Consider the following 20,585-nt stretch of genomic DNA (forward strand, 5'->3'; position numbering starts at 1 on the left):
CATGAGCACCGCAGCCATCATGATGATGACCCTCGCGATCGTCCTGGTCTGGGGAGGTCTGGTCGTCGCGATGATCCACCTCGTGCGGCACCCGGACGAGACCTCCGGCCACCTTCCGGACGAGGCCTGGGACGCAGCCGACGAGGAGGCGTTCGGAGCCCCGGTGGACGACGACGCCCCCGCTCACCGCGTCTGATGCACGCCGGATGACCTCGCGCACCCCTGCGCACCGCGAGGGCGGGGAGGCTGCCACGGCGGCCTCCCCGCCCTCGCGTGTCGCCGCGCCGTCCCTGCCGTGTCTGTCGGTCGACCGCTCGGCCCCGCATCCCGCCTCGGCGCAGCTCGTGGACGCCGTCGTGGAGGCCGTGGCCCGCGGTCTCCTCGCCCGCGGCGACCGCCTCCCGCCCGTGCGCACGCTGGCCGGGGAGCTCGGGCTCGCCCCGGGCACCGTGGCCAAGGCCTACAAGGAGCTCGAGGCTCGCGGGGCCGTGGAGACCCGCGGTCGCGCGGGCACGTTCGTCGCGGCGTCCGAGGAGGGGTGCAGGGAGGAGGCCCGACAGGCAGCACGCCGCTTCGTGGACGAGGTCGTCGGTCGCCTCGGCTTCACGCCCGCCGACGCCGTGGAGCAGGTCCGCCTGGCCGCCGCCGCCCGGGGCTGAGGCGCCGCGGCGTCGCAACCCTGTCCACGCACCAGACCTGAGCGCCACGAGGAACGAGCCCTGCGACGTGGTGCCCATCCGCTCCGGATGGGCACCACGGCGCCGGGCTCGGGTGTGCGCCGCGGGGCAGGGGCGGGCCCCCACAGGCCCCCGCCCCCCGGCAGGGGGCGCCCCCTCCCCGCCGCTGGCCCCCCACGTCGCAGGGCTCGTCTGTGCTCCGCAGGTCAGGCGAGGTCGCCCAGGGTCTCCACGATGCGGTCCATGACGGTCGGATCCGCCAGGGTGGTGGCGTCGCCGGGGGTGCGGCCCTCGGCGACGTCCTTGAGGAGGCGGCGCATGATCTTCCCCGAGCGGGTCTTGGGCAGCTCCGGCACCACGAGGATGCGCTTCGGCTTGGCGATCGGGCCGATGTCGTGCCCCACGTGGGCGCGCAGCGCCTGCTCGACCTCGGCAGGGTCCAGGCCCCGGGCGGAGGCCTCCTCGGTGAGGAGGACGAAGGCGACGACGGACTGACCCGTCGTCTCGTCCGCGGCGCCGACCACGGCGGACTCCGCCACGAGCTCGTGCGCCACGAGGGAGGACTCGATCTCCTGGGTGGACAGGCGGTGGCCGGAGACGTTCATGACGTCGTCCACGCGGCCGAGCAGCCAGATGTCGCCGTCCTCGTCGTAGCGGGCGCCGTCGCCGGCGAAGTACATGCCGGGGAAGCGGGACCAGTAGGTCTCCTTGAAGCGCTCCGGATCGCCCCAGATGCCCCGCAGCATGGACGGCCACGGCTCGCGCGCCACGAGGAAGCCCGCGGCGGTGCCCTCGAGGGGCTCGCCTGCCTCGTCCACCACGGTCAGCACGACGCCGGGCACGGGCTGCTGCGCCGAGCCGGGCTTGAGCGTGGTGACGCCGGGCAGCGGGGTGAGCATGTGCGCGCCGGTCTCGGTCTGCCACCAGGTGTCCACGATCGGGCAGCGCGAGCCGCCGATGACCTCGTGGAACCAGCGCCACGCCTCGGGGTTGATGGCCTCGCCCACGGTGCCCAGCAGGCGCAGGGAGGAGAGGTCGTGGCCGTCCGGGATCTGGCGGCCCCACTTCATGAAGGTGCGCACCGCGGTCGGCGCGGTGTAGAGGATGGTGACGTCGTACTTCTCGACGATCTCCCACCACCGGCCCTGGTGCGGGGAGTCCGGGGTGCCCTCGTAGATCACCTGGGTGGCGCCGTTCACGAGCGGCGCGTAGGCGACGTAGGAGTGGCCGGTGACCCAGCCGACGTCGGCGGTGCACCAGTAGACGTCCGTCTCCGGCTTGAGGTCGAAGGTGTCGTGCATCGTCACGGCGCCCTGGACGAGGTAGCCGCCCGTGGTGTGGAGGATCCCCTTGGGCTTCCCGGTGGTGCCGGAGGTGTAGAGGATGAAGAGCGGGTGCTCGGCGTCGTGCCACACGAGCTCGTGCTCGTCGGAGGCGGTGGGGACCACGTCGTGCCACCAGTGGTCGCGGCCCTCGGCCATGGGCACCTCGGCCTCGTTGCGGCGCACGACGACGACGTTCTGCACGGTGTGGCCGGGGGCTGAGAGCGCCTCGTCCACGGCGGGCTTGAGCATGGAGGGCTTGCCGCGGCGGAAGGAGCCGTCCGCGGTGACGACGAGCTTCGCCTCGGCGTCGTCCACGCGGGAGCGCAGGGCGTCGGCGGAGAAGCCGCCGAACACCACGGAGTGCACGGCGCCGATGCGCGCGCACGCGAGCATCGTGATGACGGCCTCGGGGATCATGGGCAGGTAGACGGCCACGCGGTCGCCCTTGGCGACGCCCAGCGACTCGAACGCGTTGGCGGCCCGCCGCACCTCGGCGGCCAGCTCGGCGTACGTGTAGGTGCGGGTGTCGCCCGGCTCGCCCTCGAAGTGGATGGCCACACGCTCGCCGCGGCCGGCCTCCACGTGGCGGTCCAGTGCGTTGTAGGCGGCGTTGGTGGTGCCGTCGGCGAACCACGTCGCGAACGGGGCGTCGGAGAAGTCCAGGACCTCGGTGAAGTCCTCCTCCCAGTGCAGGGCCTCGCGGGCGCGGCGGGCCCAGTAGGCGAGCCGGTCCTCGGAGGCCTCGGCGTACAGGTCCGCCGTGGCGACGGCCTGGGCGGCGAACTCCGGTGGTGGGGGGAACGTGGGGATCTGCTCATCCATCGGGGGTGTCCTTTCGGGGCGGGGCGCGCCGGGATCTGGGGGTGGCCGGCAGGGCCGGTCGCCGGTGTGACGCGTGGCACAGGTCTGTCGGGATCAGCATGACGCGCGGGGCCGGAGGCGGCAAATCACCGCCGTTCGTGTTGCTCCCCACGGCGAGCGGCCGCCGGATGCGTTCGCGCCCGCCACCGCGGCACGGGAGAATCGGTCCATGACTCGGGAGCAGTGGGACGTGGTGGTGGCCGGCGGCGGAGCCGTGGGACGAGCTGCCCGACGCCGAGGAGGCGGAGCAGGGGGGCCGCGGCCTCACGACGCCCTGCTGCGCGACGCGGGCGCCGAGTGGGCGGACTCCCCGCAGGGCTCCTTCACGGCCGTGGCGGGGCGGCGGTCGGCGTGAGCGCGCACGGGACGACGACGCCGACGGGGGAGAGCCCGCTGGCCCTGACGCGCCGGGCGCGGCGGATCGACCGCGCGCTCGCGGAGGCGTACCCGTACGCGGTGGCCGAGCTGGACTTCGAGAACCCCTTCGAGCTGCTCGTGGCCACCGTGCTCTCGGCCCAGACGACGGACGTGCGGGTGAACTCCGTGACCCCCGCGCTGTTCGCGCGCTTCCCCGACGCGGCGGCCATGGCCGCGGCCACGGAGGTGGAGCTGCAGGAGCTCGTGCGCCCCACGGGCTTCTACAAGAACAAGGCGTCGGCGATCCTGCGGCTCTCCGTCGAGCTCGTGGAGCGCTTCGACGGGGAGGTCCCCGGCCGCCTCGAGGATCTCGTGACCCTCCCGGGGGTGGGTCGCAAGACGGCGTTCGTGGTGCTGGGCAACGCGTTCGGCCGCCCCGGGATCACCGTGGACACGCACTTCGGGCGCCTGGCGCGCCGGCTCGGCTTCACGGAGGAGACCGACCCGGTGAAGGTGGAGCACGCCGTCGCCGCCCTGTTCCCGCCGCGGGACTGGACCATGCTCTCCCACCACCTCATCTTCCACGGCCGCCGCGTGTGCCACGCGCGGAAGCCGGCGTGCGGGGCCTGCCCGATCGCCCGGTGGTGCCCCAGCTACGGTGCGGGCGAGACCGACCCCGAGAGGGCGCGGTCCCTGCTGGCCTACGAGCTCAAGCCCGGCCGGGAGGAGCTGCTCGCACTCATGCGCGCGGGGCGGACGCGCCGCGAGCTCCGGGCCCTGGGGCATTCCCTCGGGGCATGAGCGGTCCGGACCAGGTCCTGACCGGGTCCTGATCGGGGCGGGGCCGGCACGCAGCGCGGCACCCGGCCGACGGACGGGGCCGGTGCCTCGGATGCGGCGCCTCACGGGGGTTCCAGCCCCCGGTGGGCGGCGGCACGGACGGCCGCGGTCAGTCGCAGCAGGCGCGGTGAGGGCAGGGTGGCGGCCTGCCAGTGCAGGGGCAGGAGGACGTCGTCGACCCCCGGCAGGCGGACGAGGCCGCCGTCGCGCAGGCCCTCGCGAGCCTGATGGTCCACGAGCATGCCCCATCCCAGGCCGGCCTCCACGCAGCGCTGGAAGGCGTCGAAGGACGGGGCGGTGTGGGTCGGCGGGGCCGTGGCGACTCCGGCGGAGCGCAGCACGATGCCCTGGAGGTCGTCCTTCACGTTGAACCGCATCATCGGCATGGCCGCGAGGTCGACGGCGCCGGCCCCCCGGTGCCGCTCGAGCAGGGCGCGCGCGGCCACGGGGACGTACCGCATGTGGCCGAGCGGCTCCGCCTCGCAGCCCGGCACGGGGACCGGCTCGGTGGTGACGGCGGCCAGCACCTCGCCCCGCCGCAGCAGCTGCGCACTGTGGTCCTGGTCCTCCACGTGCAGGTCCAGCACGGTGTCATGCCAGGCGGCGGCGTCCCGCACCACGGGCTGGAACCACGTGCCCAGGGCGTCCGCGGGCACGGCGAGCGCGGTGACGCTGCGACCGGACGCCTGCCGGCCGAGACGTGCCCAGGCCTCCTCCTCGAGGACCTGCACGTGCCGGGCCATGCGCACCAGGGCCGTGCCGGCATCGGTCGGCACGCAGGGGCTGCCTCGCCGGACCACCACCTGGCCGACGGTGTGCTCGAGCGCGCGAATCCGCTGGCTCACGGCGGACGCGCTGACGCCCAGCGTGTGGGCCGCCCCTTCGAACGAGCCCTCGTCGACGATGGCCAGCAGGGCGCGCAGCTGCTCGAGATTCATGAAGCAGAGCTTAGGCAATCGCAGGATGATGCGTTTGTCTCAGATTCGAGACCGCCCTAGCGTCAGGCTCATGTGGAACCTCGCCGTGACGGGCCTGCTCACCGGACTCGCCCTCATCGTGGCGATCGGCGCCCAGAACGCCCTCGTCCTGCGCCAGGGCGTGCGCCGTGAGCACGTGGGCCCCGTCGTCGCGGTGTGCGCGGCATCGGACGCCGTGCTGATCGTGGGAGGCACGGCCGGCGCCGCGGACGGCCGGCTCGGTGCTGGGGACCACGCTCGCCCTGACGTGGCTGAATCCGCACGTTTACCTGGACACCGTGGTGCTGCTCGGCAGCCTCGCCAACCAGCACGGCCCGGACGGACGCTGGGTGTTCGCCGCCGGCGCCGTGCTCGCCTCCGTGCTGTGGTTCTCCGGGCTGGGGTTCGGGGCGCGGCTCCTGGCCCGCCCGCTCGCCTCGCCGAGCGCGTGGCGCGTCCTGGACGTGCTCATCGCCGCGGTCATGGCGGTGCTCGCCGTGCGGCTGATGCTCAGCTGAGCCGGCGGCTCAGCCCTCGGCCAGTCGGGCGGCGACGTCCTCCACGGTGTTCCGCGCCCACACGCCGACGCCCACGAGCGTGGCCGAGGCCGGCCCGCACCAGTCGCCGTAGCCGAGCAGGTACAGGCCGGGGACGTCGGTGCTCGCGGTCGGCAGGTCGCTCCGGGTGCGGGGCACGCCGGAGCCGGTCGTGCTCAGGTCCAGCTGCCGCAGGTGGCGCAGCTCCGCGTGGAAGCCGGTGCTCCACACCATCGCGTCGAACGTGCGATCCGTGCCCCGCACCTCCGCGGCGGCCGCCGAGTCCGCCGCCCAGCCGTGCTCGAGGCCGGCGTCGTCGTCCCAGGCCGCGCCGCGCCGGGTGAGCCGGGAGACCATGGGGACCGCATGCAGCCCGTGCTCGTCGCGGGCCCGGCGCACGGGCGGGACGGCCACGATGTCCCCGAGCTCGCCGACCGACGGGCCGTCCCGGCCCAGCACCCGCGCCGAGGCGGCCTGGAACAGCACGCGGCCGTCGACGTCGTCCGGCATGAAGCGCGGCGGGCGCCGACACGCCCACGTGACCTCCGCGGCGTGGTCGAGCAGGTCCGCGGCCACCTGGGGGCCGGAGTTGCCCCCGCCCACCACGAGCACGCGCTGGTCGGTGAAGTCCTCCGGACGGCGGTAGGCCGCGGAGTGCAGCCGGCGTCCCGCGAACTCCGCGGCCCCGGGGACCGCGGGCAGGTACGGGCGGGTGAACGTGCCGGTCGCGGAGACCACGGCCCGGGCGGTGAGGCGGGAGCCGTCCTCGAGCAGGAGGGTGAACGGCGGCTCCTCCGCCGCCGAGGCGTCCCGGGTGACGGTGCTGACGCGCGCGGTGCGGCGGACGGGCAGGGAATAGCGCTCCTCGTAGTCGGCGAGGTAGTCGACGACGTGGAGCGCGTCGGGGTTGCCGGACTCCGTGGCCGAGGCGTCCGGCAGGGCCGGCATGCGGTGGCCGGGCAGGGAGGAGTGCTCCGCGGGGGAGAAGAGCTCGATCGAGTCCCAGAAGTGGCGCCACGCGCCGCCGGGCTCCCCTGCCGCGTCCAGGATCACGAACGAGGGCGCGGGCCCCGCAGCGCGGCCGCGCTCGACGTCCCGCGCGAGCCGCTGGAGGTGGAATCCGGCGGCGAGGCCGGCCTGGCCGCCGCCGATCACGGCGACGTCGACGGCGGTCGGGGCCGCCGTCGTGGGTGCGGGGTGCGAGGCGCTCATGGCTCCGAGGCTACCGAGCCCCGCCCGCGGCCGGCGTCTCATGCACCGGGCCGTGGGTAGCGTGGGGGACATGACCGAGCCCGCCGCGCACCCTGCGTCCGCCCCCGCCCTCCCCGGCTCGATCGCGGGGGCCCGCGACCAGCTGACCGCCCTCACGGCCCGGTGGGGCGTGGCCGAGGTCCCCGGCCGCCACGACGCCGCCGCGCTCACCGCGGTCCCGGACGGCGCCGCCTCTGCGTGGGGCCTGGACTGGCCCCGCCCGGTGCAGGCGCGCCCCTCGGCCGTGCTCATCCTCGTCGGCGCACTCGACGACGTCCCGGCGGTCCACGACGCCGGCCGCGTCCACCCCGCCGTGGACGTCCTGCTCACACAGCGCGCGTCCACCCTGCGCCAGCACGCGGGGCAGATCGCCTTCCCCGGCGGGCGCGTGGACCCCGAGGATGCGGACGTGGTGGCCACGGCCCTGCGCGAGGCCCGTGAGGAGACGGGGCTGGATCCGGACGGCGTCGAGGTGCTGGGCGTCCTGCCCCCGGTGCCCCTGATCGTGTCCGGCCACGTGGTGCACCCCGTGATCGGATGGTGGTGCCGCCCGGGTCGCGTGGCCGTGGTGGACGAGGCCGAGGCCGCCGCCGTGTTCCGCCTGCCCGTGGCCGACCTCGTGGCCCCGCAGAACCGGTGCCGGGTGGCGCGGCCCGGCGGCCGCCGCGGCGAGACTCCCGGCTTCCTCGTGGGGGAGCGGCTCGTGTGGGGGTTCACGGCGGCACTGCTGGACCGGCTGCTGGACCTGCTCGATTGGTCCGTGCCCTGGGACCGGAGCCGCGTGATCGACGCCGAGACGTGGGAGCCGGTCAGCGACTGACGGGGCAGGGGCGCTGACGCGATCCCACGGCTGAAGGGGGCCGGGCGGTGGCGGAACGGTGTCGCCGGAGACCTCTGAGGCCCGGCGGCTCCTGCACAGGCGGCGCCCGGGGCTCGCGTGTCCCCGCAATCGGGCACGGACGGGCCGGGCCCCGTGCGCGGCGGCTGGACTGGGCGGAGGCCGGCGGCCGTCGACGTCGGCGCCGGACCCGCCGTCCCGCTGGAGGTCCGCCATGCGTCCCTGGGTGCCCGATGCCCCACCCCGTCCCCGCCGTGCCCGCCCGTCCGTCCGGTCCGGCCTTCACCCACCGCGGCCAGGGCATCCGCCGCCGGCCGCCGCCCCGCCGGCCGCGGCGTCCCCGGGGCCGGACGACGCCCCGCTGGCCGCGGCGTCCGCGGGGCCGGACGACGCCGCCGCGCTGCGCCGCAGGATCGCCGAGCAGTGCGCCGAGGGGGATCCCGCGACCGAGGCGGACCTGCGTCCGCTGATCGAGCGGGTGCTCGCGGACGCCGAGGCGCAGCGGCGCGCGGATGCCATGCGTCCCGCACCGTGGTGGCGGCGGATCGGCCGCGGCGCCCCCGATCCGGATCGGCCGTGGACCCCGCCGGCCCCCGCCGTGCGGGAGGCTCAGGCCCGCGCCCTCGAGGAGGAGCTCGCCGGCTTCGGCCCGCTCGCCCCCTGGGTGGGCGTCGAGGGCGTCACGGACGTCCTCGTGGACGGCGGCGGTGCCGTGTGGACCGACGGGGCGGGCGGGCTGATCCGGCGCCCGGCGCGCCTGGACCCGGAGGCGTCCCACGCGCTCGCGGTCCGGCTGCTGGGGCAGGCGGGCCGGCGCCTCGACGGGGCCGTCCCGATGGCCGACGCCCGGGTGGGCGGGGTCCGCGTGCACGCCGTGCTGCCGCCCGTCAGCGGTGGCGGCACGGTGCTGAGCCTGCGCGTGCCCGCACGGCGTGCCCGCTCGCTCGCGGAGCTCGCCGAGTCCTGGCCCGACGGCGGACTCTGGGCCGAGGCGGTGCAGTGGCTGGTGCTGCACCGGGCCACCGTGTTCATCAGCGGCGCGACCGGCACGGGCAAGACCACGATGCTCTCGGCGGCCCTCTCCGAGGTGTCCGCGCACGAGCGCATCATCACCGTGGAGGACACCCTCGAGGCCGCGCCGGAGCACCCGCACGTGGTGGCGCTGCAGTGCCGCGCCGCGAACGAGGAGGGGGCGGGGGAGGTGGCCCTCCCCGAGCTCATCCGCCACGCGCTGCGCATGCGCCCGGACCGGCTCGTGGTGGGGGAGTGCCGCGGCGCCGAGGTGACCGACGTCCTCACTGCGCTGAACACGGGCCACCAGGGTGCCTGGGGGACCTTGCACGCCAACGCCGCGGCGGACGTGCCCGCCCGCCTCACCGCGATGGCCTCCCTCGCCGGGTGGAGCCCGGCCGCCGTCGACGCCCAGGCCCGGGCCGGGGTGGACGCCGTGCTCCACGTGGTCCGGGACGTGCACGGCCGGCACCCCGTGGAGCTCGCCGTCCCCGCGGACGCCCCGGGGCCGCTCGCCCTGGTCCCCGCGCTCACCTGGGAGGACGGCATCGCTGACGACGGCGGCGGCGCCGCGGGACGCACGGTCGAGGGCCCGGGGCTCGAGCTGCTGCGCGCCCGCCTCGAGGGCCGGCACACGTGCTGAGGATCCCCGGACCGCTGTGCCGGCCTCGGGCTGATCCGGAGAAGGCGACCGAGGACCTCGTGGCCGTCCTGCGCCGCTGGTCCGCGCTGCTGCGGGCCGGACTCCCGGCGGACCGCGCCTGGGCGGAGGTCGCCCGGACCGTGCCCGCCTGCGCGCGGCCCCGCCCGGGCTGCTGCCTCCACCACCGCGTCCGCCGGCGGGCCGCGCGCGAGCGGCTCGGACTGGACGCTGAGGGTCCCTGCTCCGACGTGGGCGGCAGCGCCGACCGTGCGGGGCGACGTCCGTGGCGGCGGCTGCCCGGGCGCGCGGCGCCGCCGGACCCGGGCTGGGAGCTGGTGGACACCGCCCTCACGGCCGGGCGGCGTGCGGGGGCCGCGCCCGCCGCGATCGCCGCGCGCCTGGCGGACACCCTGGAGGCCGCCGTCGACGCGGCCCGCGCCCGCCGCAGCGCCGCGGCGGGGCCCCGCGCGACCGCCCGGCTGCTGCAGTGGCTGCCCATGGGCGGCCTCGGGATGGCGTGGCTGCTGGGCACGTCGCCGGCAGATCTGCTGACCTCGCCCTTCGGGTGGATCATCGGCGTGCTGGGCCTGCTGTTCACGCTTGCCGGCCAGGCGTGGACGCGTCTGCTCGTCGCCCGGGCGACCCGGCCGACCGGGTCGATCGAGCCCGCCGTCGTCCTGGACCTCGTGGCCCCGCTCCTCGCGGCGGGCCGCTCGCTCACCGCGGCCCTCGACGACCTCGCCCGTGCGCTGCCGGACGCGCACGCCCTGCGCGCCGTGACGGCCCTGCTGCGCTGGGGCCGCCCGTGGGAGGAGGCGTGGGAGCCCGTGGCGCAGGATCCGCTGTGGACTGAGGTGGCGGCCTGGCTGCGTCCCCTGCACCGCAGCGGCATGGCCGGAGCCCGTGCGCTGACGGAGACGGCCGCCGCGGTGCGCCAGCAGTCGCGGCGCGCGGACGAGCGGGCCGCGGAGGAGCTCGCCGTGCGGCTCGTGGTGCCGCTGAGCCTGTGCCTGCTGCCGGCGTTCGTGTGCTGGGGCGTGATCCCCATGGTGATCGCCCTGCTCACGGCGGGCCCGTGACGCGCGGGCGCCTGATCGCTCCTGCACAGGCCGCCCGGCGCGGGGCGGCCGTCCCCGGCCGGCGGACGCGGCGAGCGCGGCGGACGCCGTCCCGCGCAGTCTGGGATCAGCGGCCCGCACCGGACCGTCCCACCGCCCTCGCACCGAGGGCCGCCCTTCCAGGAGGAACCCCATGACCCAGCTCTCCACCGCCCTGCACCTGGCCCTGACCGATCTCGTCGGCCGCGAGCGCCTCGAGGACGAGACCGGCGCCCAGACCGCCGAGTACGGCATCCTCACGCTCGCCGCCGTCGGCTTCGCCGGCGTCCTGGCCGTCCTGCTCACCAGCCCCGAGGTGCAGGAGATGCTCAAGGACATCATCGCCGAGGCCCTCAAGCGTGACTGAGTCCCGCAACGGCGCGCCCCGGCCCGGACACCCCCGCGGTGGCCGGGCCGGGGCCGTGCCCCGTCGTGAATCGGACGCGCCTCGTCCTGAGGCGGCCATGCCCCGCCCCCGCACCGCGTCGGCAGGTGAGCGCGGCGCCGTCACGGCCGAGTACGCGGCCCTGCTGCCGGCGGTCGTGCTCATCCTCGTGGCCGTGGTCCTCGCCGGGGCCGCCTCCGTCCAGCAGGTGCGCAACGGGGACGCAGCGGCGTCGGCGGCGCGCCTCCTCGCCCGCGGGGACGACGTCGGCGAGGCCAGGCGGACCGTCGAGCGCATGGCGGGGGAGGAGGCCCGCCTGGCGCACGAGGAGGGGGACGGCTGGGTGACCGTGACCGTGAGCCATCCCGGCCCGGGCCCGCTGGGGTGGATCGAGCCGATCGCGCTCGAGGTCGGTGCGGCGGCGCCGCTGCAGCATCCGCACCCGGGGGAGGCGTCGTGACCCCGCACCGCGGCGGTGCGCCGGCCAGGGCGCGGCAGGCCCTCGCCGACGAACGCGGCGCGGGTGGGGTCACGGCCCTCGGCACGGTGGCCCTCGGGGCGTCGCTCGTGATCGCGGTGGCCGCCCTGGGCGCGGCCTCCGTCACCGCGTCGCAGGCGGCCGGCGCGGCGGACCTCGCCGCGCTCGCGGCCTCGGACGCCCGCCGCGGGATCACCGCGCAGGAGCCGTGCGCCCTCGCCGCGGAGACGGCCGAGCGGAACCACGCCCGGGTGCTGGACTGCTCGGCGTCCCCGCAGGGCTCGGTGCGCGTCGAGGTGGAGGTGGCCCGGGTGCCGCTGCCGCCCGCCCGCGCGGTGGCCGTGGCCGGCCCGCCCTCGGTGCGGTGAGGAGGCGGTCAGTCCTCGGCCGCCTCCGGCTCACCCACGTCCACCTCCGCGAGCGCATCGAACCGCTCGATCAGGAAGCGCAGCACCGTCAGCGCCCCGGCCTTGTCCAGGGGGCTGTTGCGGTTGCCGCACTTGGGGGACTGCACGCAGGAGGGGCAGCCCTCCGGGCACTCGCACGTGTGAATCGCGGCCGCCGTCGCCGTGACCCAGTGGCGCGCCTGCTCGAAGCCGCGCTCCGCGAAGCCCGCCCCGCCGGGGCGGCCGTCGTACACGAACACCGCGGGCGAGCCGGTGTCCGGGTGCAGCACCATGGACACGCCGCCGATGTCCCAGCGGTCGTTCGAGGCCACCAGGGGCATCATCCCGATCATGGCGTGCTCGGCCGCGTGCAGGGCGCCGGGCAGCCGGTCCATCGTCAGGCCCGCCGCCACGAGCTCCTCGGAGGAGGCCTGGAACCACACGGCGGAGGTGAACAGGTCCCGGGCCGGCAGATCGAGCGGCTCCTCGCCGAGCACCTCGCCGGAGAGCAGGGCCTTGCGCTGGAAGGAGACCACCTGCGTGCGCACCTGCACGTCGCCCAGGCACCAGCGCAGGGAGCTGCCGTGCGCGTCGAGCCGACGCTCCACGGCCACGATCTCGATCTCCGTGACGTCCCGGGCCTGCGTCGTGAAGTCCGGCCACGCGCGCGTGACGAGCACGGCGTGGGCGTCCTCGTCGAGGTCCTCCACGAGGAACGTGCGGTCCTGGTGCACGTACACCGCGCCCGGGTGCGCCTGGTAGTGGGTCTGCGGGGAGTCCATCGTGCCCAGCAGTGCCCCGGACTCGCCGTCGATGATGTCCATGGGGCCGCCGCCGTCGTCGCGGAGGGAGACCAGTCCGGCCGCGTGCTCGGCGTGCGTCCAGAACCAGCCTGCGGGGCGCCGGCGCAGCAGGCCCTGCGCCACGAGGGCGTCGAGCAGCTCCCGTACGCGCGCCGGCGTGCCGAACCAGCCGAGTGCGTCCGGGGTGATCGGCAGCTCAGCGGCGGCGGCGCACAGCTGGGGGCCGAGCAGGTGCGGGTTCTGCGGGTCCACCACGGTGTCCTCCACGCCCAGGTCGAACACGGCCTCGGGGTGGTCCACCACGAAGGTGTCGAGCGGGTCGTCGGAGGCCACGAAGAACGCGAGCGCGTCCTGACCGCCGCGCCCGGCCCGGCCGATCTGCTGGAAGAAGGACGCGCGGGTCCCGGGCCAGCCGGCCACCACCACGGCGTCGAGCCCGGCCACGTCGATCCCCATCTCGAGCGCCGGGGTCGAGGCCATGCCGAGCAGCCGCCCCGAGCGGAGGGCCTCTTCGAGCGCGCGCCGCTCCTCCGGCAGGTAGCCGGAGCGGTACGCCGCGATCCGGGTGCCGAGTCCGGCCTCGACCTCCTCGAGCTGACGCTTCGCGGTGCCCGCGATCGCCTCCGCGCCGCGTCGGGATGTGATGAACGCGAGGGTGCGGGTCTGCTGGAGGGCGAGGTCGGTGACGAGGTCGGCAGCGGTCGCCATGGCCGAGCGCCGCACGGGAGCGCCGTTCTCGCCCCGCCGGTCGGTCAGCTCGGGCTGCCAGAAGCCCACGTGCACCGCGCCGTGGGGGGAGCCGTCCTCCGTCACCGCCCTCGCGGGCGCACCGATCAGCGTGGTGAAGTGCGCGGCCGGGTCCGCCGAGGTGGCGGAGGCGCCCACGAACACGGTCTCGGGGCGTTCGCCCCGGCAGTGCGCCGCCACCCGGCGCAGGCGGCGCAGCAGGATGCCCACCTGCGAGCCGAACACCCCGCGGTACGTGTGCGACTCGTCGACGATCACGTGCGTCAGGTTCCGGAAGAACACGGCCCACCGCTCGTGGTGCGGCAGGATCCCCACGTGCAGCATGTCCGGGTTGGTCAGCAGGATGTTCGCGTGCTCCCGCGCCCAGACCCGGTCCTGGGGAGCGGTGTCCCCGTCGTAGGGGGCGGCGCGCAGCCAGCGGGCGCCGTCGCGCTCGAGGGCGCGCCACGACGCCAGCTGGTCGGCGGCCAGGGCCTTGGTCGGTGCCAGATAGAGCACGGTGGCGCTCGGGTCGGCGGCCAGGGCCGTGCCCACCGCCAGCTGGTAGCCGAGGGACTTGCCCGACGCCGTCCCCGTCGCCAGCACGGTGTGCGCGCCCTGTGCCAGGGCGAGGGCGGCCTCCACCTGGTGGGCCCAGGGCCGCTCGACGCCCCGGGCCGCGAAGGCCTCGACCAGCCCCTCCGGTGTGCCCGCCGGCCAGTCGACGGGGCGCGCCGCGCGGGACGGGACCGTGCGCACGTGCAGCACCTGCTCCGGCAGCATGCGGCGCCCGAGCGCCGTGGCGAGGGCCGCGCGCGCGTGGTCGGGAGCGGCCGGGGGCGCGGGCACGTCCCACCCGGCGGCCGGGTCCTCCCATGGCGAGGGGACGTCAGAGGGCGGGGGCGGCGGGGTCACCCACCCATGGTGCCCGTGTGCTCGGGGGTCGCGGCGCCCTCGACACGATCGCGGCTGAAGATGGCCACCGGAGCCACATCGGTCCAGCCGAGGTGGGCGTAGAGCTTCTGGCCGTCCGGGGAGGCCACGAGCAGGCCGCGGCGGACCTCGCCCTCGCTCATCACCTCGCTGGTCAGGTGGCGCATCACGAGGGAGCCCATGCCGCGGCGCCGGTGGTTCGGCGCGGTCCAGATGCGGTCGTAGACGGCGGTGGCGTCCTGGAACGTGACCCAGCCGAGCGCGGCGAGCTCCTCCTCGCCCTCGGGCGCCGTGGAGGCCCCCACGGCCACCACGCGCAGGCGGCGGCTGCCGTCCACGGGCTCGTCCACGCGGGCCTCGTACCCCTCCGGGAGCAGCGGCGGCTCGACGTCGAGCAGTTCGGGGTCCATCTCGAGGGCCATGAGGCGCTCGGCGTCCACCTGGCAGGCCAGGCCGAGGCCGGCGAGGTCCCCCTCGGCCTCCCCGAACACGGTGACGAGGGAGTCGGGTGCGTCGTCGAGGATGGGCTCCAGCGCGTCCAGCTCCTCCTGGCCCGGCGTCATGAGGACGTGCTCCCACGTGGCGGGGACGTCCACCGGGGCCCGGCCGGAGCCGCCGGGGATCATGCGGGCGGGGCGCTGCGTGCGCAACGCCGCGCGCCGGCCGCCCTCCGTGTCGGTCCGGTAGCCGCGCGAACGGGCCCACGCCTCGAACCAGGTGTCCACCAGTGCCGTGTCCAGATGCTGCGTCATGACACGAGGCTAGGGTGTGACCGCCGTCACGGGAACACCCGTGACCCCATTGCAACATCCGAGGCCACAGAGGCGGTGCCGCGCCGGGACCTACCCTGGACCGGTGAGTCCTTCCCCCGTCTCCCGCATCGCGCTCTACTACCGCTTCACGCCGCTCGCCGATCCCGAGGCCGTGCGGCTGTGGCAGCGCACCCTGGCGGCCTCCCTGAGCCTGACCGGCCGGATCATCGTCTCCCCGCAGGGCATCAACGGCACGGTCGGTGGGCCGGTCGAGGCGGTGAAGGCCTACGTCAGGGCCACGCGCGAGCACCCCGCGTTCCGCGCTCTCGACGTCACGTGGTCCGCGGGCTCCGCGGCGGACTTCCCCCGCCTCTCCGTGAAGGTCCGCCCCGAGCTCGTCGCCTTCGGCGCCCCCGAGCGGATCCGGGTGGACGAGCGAGGCGTGGTCGGCACGGGGGAGCATCTCACGCCGCAGCAGCTCGCGGACCTCGTCGCCGAGCGCGCCGCCACGGACAGCCCCGTCCGGTTCCTGGACGGGCGCAACAGCGTCGAGGCCGCCATCGGCCGGTTCGAGGGGGCCGTGGTGCCCCAGGCGGAGACCACGCGGGACCTGCTGGCCGCCGTCGACTCCGGCGCCCTGGACCACCTCAAGGACGCGCCCGTCGTCGCCTACTGCACCGGCGGGGTGCGCTGCGAGGTCCTCTCCGCCCTGCTCAAGGACCGCGGCTTCGCCGAGGTCTACCAGCTCGAGGGCGGGATCGTCCGCTATGGGGAGGCCTTCGGCGACTCCGGCCTGTGGCGCGGCGAGCTCGCCGTCTTCGACCGGCGCATGGCCACCCGCTTCACCGACGACGCCGAGACCATCGGCCGGTGCCACCTGTGCGGCGAGCCCACCTCGGACCTGCGCAACTGCGCCGACCCCGCCTGCACCACCCTCGAGGTCCGCTGCGCCGCCTGCGACGCGGCCCACCCCGACCACCGGTGCCACGTCTGCGCCGAGAGGAGCGCCGCCTGATGCACGCCGCCACGCCGTCCACCCCGCTCGGCTCCCACCCCGCGCCCCGCTTGACGCCCGCGGCCGCCGCCGCGCTCGCGGCCGATCTCGCCGACCTCCCCTACACCGCGGAGTCGGTCGAGGCGCTGCTCGGACCCGTCGCCGCGGACTCCCTCGCGCGCGAGCGCCCCGAGGCGGCCCGCCTCGCAGTCGCCCGAGCGCGGGACGTCGAGGGCCTGGAGGACGAGGCCACGGGCCACGACGACGACGCCGCCCTCCCGCGGTCGGCGCACCGTCCGCTCGCCGCGCTCGTGGGAGCGTGGATGCTCGGCGACCCCGTCCCCGCCTCCGACCTCGCCGCCGCCCTGCCGCGCACGGGCCTGCCCGGTGCTCTCGCGGCCGGCCTGGTGGTGGAGGCCGGCGAGGGGCTCGTGCGCGGGACCGTGGAGCTCACCCCGTACGAGGTGGACGAGCCCGGGCGGATGTGGGTGGCCGCGGACCAGACCGCGCTCCAGCGCCGCGGTCCGCTGCCGGAGGACCACGTGCTCGGCATCGGGCGGGCCTCGCTCACCCTCGCCGGTGCCACGCAGCGCCGTCCGGTGGGTCGCGCCCTGGACGTCGGCACCGGCTGCGGCATCCAGACCCTGCACCTGCTCGCCCACGCCGAGCACGTCACCGCCACGGACCTCTCCGAGCGGGCCCTCGAGTTCACCCGGTTCAACCTCCTGCTGAACGCGGAGGTGCTCGGCCTCGACCGGGAGCGGATCGAGGACCGCGTGCGCCTGCTCGCCGGGGACATGCTGGCCCCGGTGGCGGGGGAGCGCTTCGACCTCGTGGTCTCCAACCCGCCGTTCGTCATCACGCCGCGCACCGACCCGGACGCCCCCGTCCTCACCTACCGGGACGGCGGCCGCGAGGGCGATCGGATCGTGGCCGAGCTGATCGCCGCCCTGCCGGATCACCTGACCGAGGGCGGCACCGCGCAGCTGCTCGCCAACTGGGAGATCCCGGCCGAGGGCGACGGCGCCGCCGCCTGGGACGCGCGCCCCCGCTCGTGGATCGCCCCCGGCGTCCAGGCCTGGATCATCCAGCGTGACGCCCAGGACCCGGCCGGCTACGCCGAGACCTGGCTGCGGGACTCCTCCCTGGAGCTGGACCCGCACGCCTACGATGCGGCGTATCGCGGCTATCTGGAGGACTTCGCCGCCCGTGGGGTCTCCGGGGTGGGCTTCGGCCACGTGTGGCTGCGCCGCCCCGCCGCGGACGGCTCGCAGGGTCGGGGCTGGACGGTCGCCGAGGAGCTGACCCAGCCGGTCGACGAGGCGCTCGGCGCCGCGTGGGCGGCCGCCGTCGCCCGCCGGGACCGGCTCGCCGTGGTCCCGGACCGCGCCGGCGGCGTGTCGGGCGACGTCGTCGGCGACCCGGCGCTGACCGCCCTGCGCTCCCTCCACCTGCGCGTGGCGGACGATGTCACGGAGGAGCGCCACCAGCGCTTCGGCGCCGAGCACCCGGAGGTGATCCTGGCCCGGCAGGGCGGCGGCTTCCGGCGCACCGCGCGCCTGGACACCGCGACGGCGGGCGTCCTCTCCGCCTCGGACGGCGAGCTGAGCGTGGGGCAGCTGGTGGGCGCCGTCGTCGCCCTGCTGGAGCTGGACGACGCCGGCCGGGCCGGCCTGCTCGCGGCGCTGCGGGAGCTCTACGAGGACGGGTTCCTCGTGGAGGGGGCCTGACCGCTCCGCTCCGCCTCCTCTGCGGGCGCACGGAGACCCAACCGTTATGGTGGGCCACGCGCCCCCTACGATGTGGGGACGTCCGTCCGCCATGTCCGCGCCACCCCGGCGCCGCCGGCGGGCCCGCAGCACTCACCGTCCAGGAGGACTCCGTTGACCACCACCCCCGCTTCCGTGACCGGCTCCGTGCCCCAGGGCAAGAAGCTGGTCATCGTGGAGTCCCCGGCCAAGAGCAAGTCCATCGCGAAGTACCTGAACGCGGTGGGCGAGGGCTGGGTGGTGGACTCCTCCGTGGGCCACATCCGTGACCTGCCCAAGCCCTCCGACCTGCCGGCGGACATGAAGAAGGGTCCCTACGGCAAGTTCGCGGTGGACACGGAGCACGGCTTCGACCCCTACTACGTGGTGCACCCGGACAAGAAGAAGAAGGTCACCGAGCTCAAGCGCGAGCTCAAGGATGCCGAGGCCCTCTACCTCGCCACGGATGCGGACCGCGAGGGCGAGGCCATCGCGTGGCACCTCCTGGACACCCTCAAGCCCAAGGTCCCCGTGTACCGCATGACCTTCGGCGAGATCACCAAGGAGGGCGTGCAGCGCGGCCTGCAGAACATCCGCGACCTGGACACCCACCTGGTGGACGCCCAGGAGACGCGCCGCATCCTGGACCGCCTCTTCGGCTACGAGCTCTCCCCGGTGCTGTGGCGCAAGGTCTCCCGCGGCCTCTCCGCCGGCCGCGTGCAGTCCGTGGCCACCCGCCTCGTGGTGGAGCGCGAGCGTGAGCGCATGGCGTTCGTGCCCGCGCAGTACTGGGGTGTGGAGGGCACGTTCACCGTCGCCGAGGGCGCGCAGGCCGCCGACGCCGTCGGCGCCTCCTTCACCGCCCGACTCTCCACCGTGGACGGTGAGCGCGTGGCCACCGGCCGCGACTTCGACGACGCCGGCCGCCTGAAGTCCGCCCCGGGCAAGAAGGTCGCGCACCTGGACGCGGCCGCCGCCACCTCCCTGGCCGAGGGGCTGCGCGGCGCGGACTTCACGGTGGACGCCGTGGAGGACAAGCCGTACACGCGCCGGCCGGCCGCGCCGTTCACCACGTCGACCATGCAGCAGGAGGCCTCGCGCAAGCTGCGGATGAGCTCCCGCGTCTCCATGCAGGTGGCCCAGCGCCTGTACGAGAACGGCTACATCACCTACATGCGCACCGACTCGGTGAACCTGTCCCAGGAGGCCATCGGGGCCGCCCGCACGCAGGCCGCCGAGCTCTACGGGTCCGACGCCGTGCCGGCGCAGCCGCGCACGTACGCCAAGCGCTCCGAGAACGCGCAGGAGGCGCACGAGGCCATCCGCCCCGCGGGCGACTCCTTCCGCACCCCCGCCCAGGTGAAGAACGAGCTGCGCCCGGACGAGTTCCGCCTCTACGAGCTGATCTGGAAGCGCACCGTGGCCTCCCAGATGGCGGACGCGAAGGGCTACACCGCCACGCTGCGATTCTCCGCGCAGGCGAAGGACGGCCGCACCGCCCAGTTCGCCGCCTCCGGCACCGTGATCACGTTCAAGGGCTTCCTCGACGCCTACGAGGAGGGCAAGGACGCGGAGAGCGAGGAGGAGAGGGCCGAGGCCAGAGACCGCCGCCTGCCGCAGGTGGCCGAGGGGGAGCGGCTGACCGGCGAGCCGATCGAGGCCACCGGTCACGAGACCTCCCCGCCGGCCCGCTACACCGAGGCCTCCATCGTGGCCGAGCTGGAGCGCCGGGAGATCGGCCGCCCCTCCACGTACGCCCCCACGATCTCCACGATCATGGACCGCGGCTACGTCACCAAGCGCGGCAACGCCCTGGTCCCGTCGTGGACCGCGTTCGCCGTGATCGGCCTGCTCGAGGACTACTTCAGCAGGTACGTGGACTACGACTTCACGGCCCGCATGGAGGACGACCTCGACCGCATCGCCGCGGGCGAGCTGGCCCGCGAGGCCTGGCTGCAGACCTTCTACTTCGGCGCCCCGGCCTCGGATGCCGAGAAGGGCATGGACGGCCTCCAGCAGGTGGTGGAGAACCTCGGGGACATCGACGCCCGCGCGGTGAACTCCCTGCCGATCACCGAGGACATCACCCTGCGCGTGGGCCAGTACGGCCCGTACCTCGAGAAGCCGCTGCCCGCCGGCGCCGAGGAGGGCTCGACGCCGCCGCGCGCCAACGTCCCCGAGGACTTGGCCCCGGACGAGCTCACCCCCGCCAAGGCGGAGGAGCTGTTCGCCACCGCCAAGCCCTCCGAGCGCGCGCTGGGCACGGACCCGGAGACGGGTCACGCCGTCGTCGCCAAGGACGGGCGCTACGGCCCCTACGTCACCGAGGTCATCCCCGAGATGACCGAGGAGCAGCTGCAGGCGTGGCTGGACGCGCAGCCCACCGAGTACTACAAGAACGGCAAGCCGAAGCCCAAGAAGAAGCCCGCGGCGCAGAAGCCCCGCACCGGCTCGCTCTTCACGAGCATGGCCGTGGACACCGTGACCCTCGAACAGGCGCTGCAGCTGATGTCCCTGCCGCGCATCGTGGGGGCGGACGCGGAAGGTGAGGTCATCACCGCGCAGAACGGCCGGTTCGGCCCCTACCTGAAGAAGGGGACCGACTCGCGCTCGCTCGAGTCAGAGGACCAGATCTTCAGCATCACCGAGGACCAGGCCCGGGAGGTCTACGCCCAGCCCAAGCAGCGCGGACGCGGCACCGCGAAGCCGCCGCTCGCGGAGTTCGGCGAGGACCCGGTGTCCGGCAAGAGGGTCACCGTGAAGGAGGGCCGCTTCGGCCCGTACGTCACGGACGGCGTCACCAACATCACCGTGCCCCGCGGCCGCGTGCCCGAGGAGCTGACGGCCGAGGAGGCCTACCAGCTGCTCGCGGACAAGCGCGCCAAGGGCCCGGCTCCCAAGAAGGCACCGGCCCGCAAGCCGGCCGCCACGAAGGCCCCTGCGAGGAAGCCGGCCGCGAAGACCACCCCTCGGAAGAGGGCCTGACGC

The 20,585-nt window shown here is 75.6% G+C and carries 18 protein-coding genes and 1 pseudogene; 14 read left to right on the plus strand and 5 right to left on the minus strand.

All coding sequences use genetic code 11. The features are described 5' to 3' along the window. The first annotated feature begins 1 nt into the window (after position 1). Both KZX60_RS09775 and KZX60_RS09780 read left to right on the plus strand, forming a co-directional pair. The gene (locus tag KZX60_RS09775; RefSeq protein WP_248117941.1) at positions 2 to 196 is read left to right on the plus strand and encodes a methionine/alanine import family NSS transporter small subunit; all 195 of its coding nucleotides are present in this window, start codon (positions 2 to 4) and stop codon (positions 194 to 196) included. A 10-nt stretch (positions 197 to 206) separates the two neighbouring features. After that, positions 207 to 659: a GntR family transcriptional regulator gene (locus KZX60_RS09780; protein WP_248117949.1), complete on the plus strand. Its 453-nt coding sequence runs from the start codon at positions 207 to 209 to the stop codon at positions 657 to 659. A gap of 224 nt (positions 660 to 883) precedes the next feature. Here KZX60_RS09780 and acs read toward each other — a convergent pair whose 3' ends face one another. After that, entirely contained in the window at positions 884 to 2,824 is a 1,941-nt protein-coding gene (acs, locus tag KZX60_RS09785) for an acetate--CoA ligase (RefSeq protein ID WP_248117951.1), read from the minus strand. 208 nt (positions 2,825 to 3,032) lie between these two features. Between acs and KZX60_RS09790 the strand changes: the two genes are divergently transcribed. Continuing rightward, a complete protein-coding gene (locus tag KZX60_RS09790) occupies positions 3,033 to 3,218 on the plus strand; it encodes a hypothetical protein (protein ID WP_248117953.1) in 186 nt (61 codons plus the stop codon). Beyond that, on the plus strand, positions 3,215 to 4,021 hold the full coding sequence (gene nth, locus KZX60_RS09795) for an endonuclease III (RefSeq protein WP_248117955.1): 807 nt from the start codon (positions 3,215 to 3,217) through the stop codon (positions 4,019 to 4,021). Before KZX60_RS09790 ends, nth begins: the two co-directional genes overlap by 4 nt. 101 nt (positions 4,022 to 4,122) lie before the next feature. Here the strand turns inward: nth and KZX60_RS09800 are convergent, their stop codons facing one another. Further along, a complete protein-coding gene (locus tag KZX60_RS09800) occupies positions 4,123 to 4,998 on the minus strand; it encodes an ArgP/LysG family DNA-binding transcriptional regulator (protein ID WP_248117957.1) in 876 nt (291 codons plus the stop codon). A 70-nt stretch (positions 4,999 to 5,068) separates the two neighbouring features. Between KZX60_RS09800 and KZX60_RS09805 the strand changes: the two are divergent. Then, a pseudogene (locus KZX60_RS09805) lies at positions 5,069 to 5,534 on the plus strand (LysE family transporter). 9 nt (positions 5,535 to 5,543) lie between these two features. Here the strand turns inward: KZX60_RS09805 and KZX60_RS09810 are convergent. Beyond that, positions 5,544 to 6,764: an NAD(P)-binding domain-containing protein gene (locus KZX60_RS09810; protein WP_248117960.1), complete on the minus strand. Its 1,221-nt coding sequence runs from the start codon at positions 6,762 to 6,764 to the stop codon at positions 5,544 to 5,546. Between the two features lie 70 nt (positions 6,765 to 6,834). On the opposite strand from KZX60_RS09810, the gene KZX60_RS09815 reads away from it, so the two are divergent. The 6 genes from KZX60_RS09815 (at position 6,835) to KZX60_RS09840 (ending at position 11,623) form a co-directional block, all read left to right on the plus strand. Beyond that, positions 6,835 to 7,623 (plus strand): CoA pyrophosphatase, encoded by a 789-nt coding sequence (locus KZX60_RS09815; protein WP_248117962.1) that lies wholly within the window; start codon positions 6,835 to 6,837, stop codon positions 7,621 to 7,623. 232 nt (positions 7,624 to 7,855) lie between these two features. Further along, a complete protein-coding gene (locus tag KZX60_RS09820; RefSeq protein WP_248117964.1) occupies positions 7,856 to 9,295 on the plus strand; it encodes an ATPase, T2SS/T4P/T4SS family in 1,440 nt (479 codons plus the stop codon). Next, the gene (locus KZX60_RS09825) at positions 9,289 to 10,374 is read left to right on the plus strand and encodes a type II secretion system F family protein (RefSeq protein WP_248117966.1); all 1,086 of its coding nucleotides are present in this window, start codon (positions 9,289 to 9,291) and stop codon (positions 10,372 to 10,374) included. The genes KZX60_RS09820 and KZX60_RS09825 overlap by 7 nt, the downstream gene beginning before the upstream one ends. Before the next feature lie 172 nt (positions 10,375 to 10,546). Then, positions 10,547 to 10,759 carry a DUF4244 domain-containing protein gene (locus KZX60_RS09830; RefSeq protein WP_138899813.1) on the plus strand — a complete coding sequence of 71 codons (213 nt, stop codon included), beginning with the start codon at positions 10,547 to 10,549 and terminating at the stop codon, positions 10,757 to 10,759. 97 nt (positions 10,760 to 10,856) lie between these two features. Continuing rightward, on the plus strand, positions 10,857 to 11,237 hold the full coding sequence (locus KZX60_RS09835; RefSeq protein ID WP_248117968.1) for a TadE family type IV pilus minor pilin: 381 nt from the start codon (positions 10,857 to 10,859) through the stop codon (positions 11,235 to 11,237). Then, entirely contained in the window at positions 11,234 to 11,623 is a 390-nt protein-coding gene (locus KZX60_RS09840; protein ID WP_248117970.1) for an Rv3654c family TadE-like protein, read from the plus strand. Before KZX60_RS09835 ends, KZX60_RS09840 begins: the two co-directional genes overlap by 4 nt. 8 nt (positions 11,624 to 11,631) lie before the next feature. Here KZX60_RS09840 and KZX60_RS09845 read toward each other — a convergent pair whose 3' ends face one another. Together KZX60_RS09845 and KZX60_RS09850 are read right to left on the minus strand one after the other, a co-directional pair. Continuing rightward, entirely contained in the window at positions 11,632 to 13,953 is a 2,322-nt protein-coding gene (locus KZX60_RS09845; protein ID WP_248118017.1) for a DEAD/DEAH box helicase, read from the minus strand. A 128-nt stretch (positions 13,954 to 14,081) separates the two neighbouring features. Beyond that, positions 14,082 to 14,855 (minus strand): GNAT family N-acetyltransferase, encoded by a 774-nt coding sequence (locus KZX60_RS09850; protein ID WP_248117972.1) that lies wholly within the window; start codon positions 14,853 to 14,855, stop codon positions 14,082 to 14,084. A gap of 103 nt (positions 14,856 to 14,958) precedes the next feature. On the opposite strand from KZX60_RS09850, the gene KZX60_RS09855 reads away from it, so the two are divergent. From KZX60_RS09855 to topA, 3 genes are all read left to right on the plus strand, one after another. Then, positions 14,959 to 15,870, plus strand: a complete 912-nt coding sequence (locus KZX60_RS09855) for a rhodanese-related sulfurtransferase (RefSeq protein WP_248117974.1) — start codon at positions 14,959 to 14,961, stop codon at positions 15,868 to 15,870. Further along, positions 15,870 to 17,579: a methyltransferase gene (locus KZX60_RS09860; protein WP_248117976.1), complete on the plus strand. Its 1,710-nt coding sequence runs from the start codon at positions 15,870 to 15,872 to the stop codon at positions 17,577 to 17,579. Before KZX60_RS09855 ends, KZX60_RS09860 begins: the two co-directional genes overlap by 1 nt. Positions 17,580 to 17,732: 153 nt before the next feature. After that, positions 17,733 to 20,582 (plus strand): type I DNA topoisomerase, encoded by a 2,850-nt coding sequence (gene topA, locus KZX60_RS09865; protein ID WP_248117978.1) that lies wholly within the window; start codon positions 17,733 to 17,735, stop codon positions 20,580 to 20,582. Positions 20,583 to 20,585 lie beyond the last annotated feature (3 nt).

The organism is Micrococcus sp. EYE_212 (assembly GCF_023147585.1).
Classification (GTDB): domain Bacteria; phylum Actinomycetota; class Actinomycetes; order Actinomycetales; family Micrococcaceae; genus Micrococcus.

Coding starts and splice junctions, on each gene's coding strand:
- KZX60_RS09800 (WP_248117957.1), bottom strand. CDS start 4,998: ATGAATCTCGAGCAGCTGCGCGCCCTGCTGGCCATCGTCGACGAGGGC.
- KZX60_RS09815 (WP_248117962.1), top strand. CDS start 6,835: ATGACCGAGCCCGCCGCGCACCCTGCGTCCGCCCCCGCCCTCCCCGGC.
- KZX60_RS09850 (WP_248117972.1), bottom strand. CDS start 14,855: ATGACGCAGCATCTGGACACGGCACTGGTGGACACCTGGTTCGAGGCG.
- KZX60_RS09775 (WP_248117941.1), top strand. CDS start 2: ATGAGCACCGCAGCCATCATGATGATGACCCTCGCGATCGTCCTGGTC.
- KZX60_RS09810 (WP_248117960.1), bottom strand. CDS start 6,764: ATGAGCGCCTCGCACCCCGCACCCACGACGGCGGCCCCGACCGCCGTC.
- KZX60_RS09860 (WP_248117976.1), top strand. CDS start 15,870: ATGCACGCCGCCACGCCGTCCACCCCGCTCGGCTCCCACCCCGCGCCC.
- KZX60_RS09780 (WP_248117949.1), top strand. CDS start 207: ATGACCTCGCGCACCCCTGCGCACCGCGAGGGCGGGGAGGCTGCCACG.
- KZX60_RS09845 (WP_248118017.1), bottom strand. CDS start 13,953: ATGCTGCCGGAGCAGGTGCTGCACGTGCGCACGGTCCCGTCCCGCGCG.
- KZX60_RS09835 (WP_248117968.1), top strand. CDS start 10,857: ATGCCCCGCCCCCGCACCGCGTCGGCAGGTGAGCGCGGCGCCGTCACG.
- KZX60_RS09820 (WP_248117964.1), top strand. CDS start 7,856: ATGCGTCCCTGGGTGCCCGATGCCCCACCCCGTCCCCGCCGTGCCCGC.
- KZX60_RS09790 (WP_248117953.1), top strand. CDS start 3,033: ATGACTCGGGAGCAGTGGGACGTGGTGGTGGCCGGCGGCGGAGCCGTG.
- KZX60_RS09830 (WP_138899813.1), top strand. CDS start 10,547: ATGACCCAGCTCTCCACCGCCCTGCACCTGGCCCTGACCGATCTCGTC.
- acs (WP_248117951.1), bottom strand. CDS start 2,824: ATGGATGAGCAGATCCCCACGTTCCCCCCACCACCGGAGTTCGCCGCC.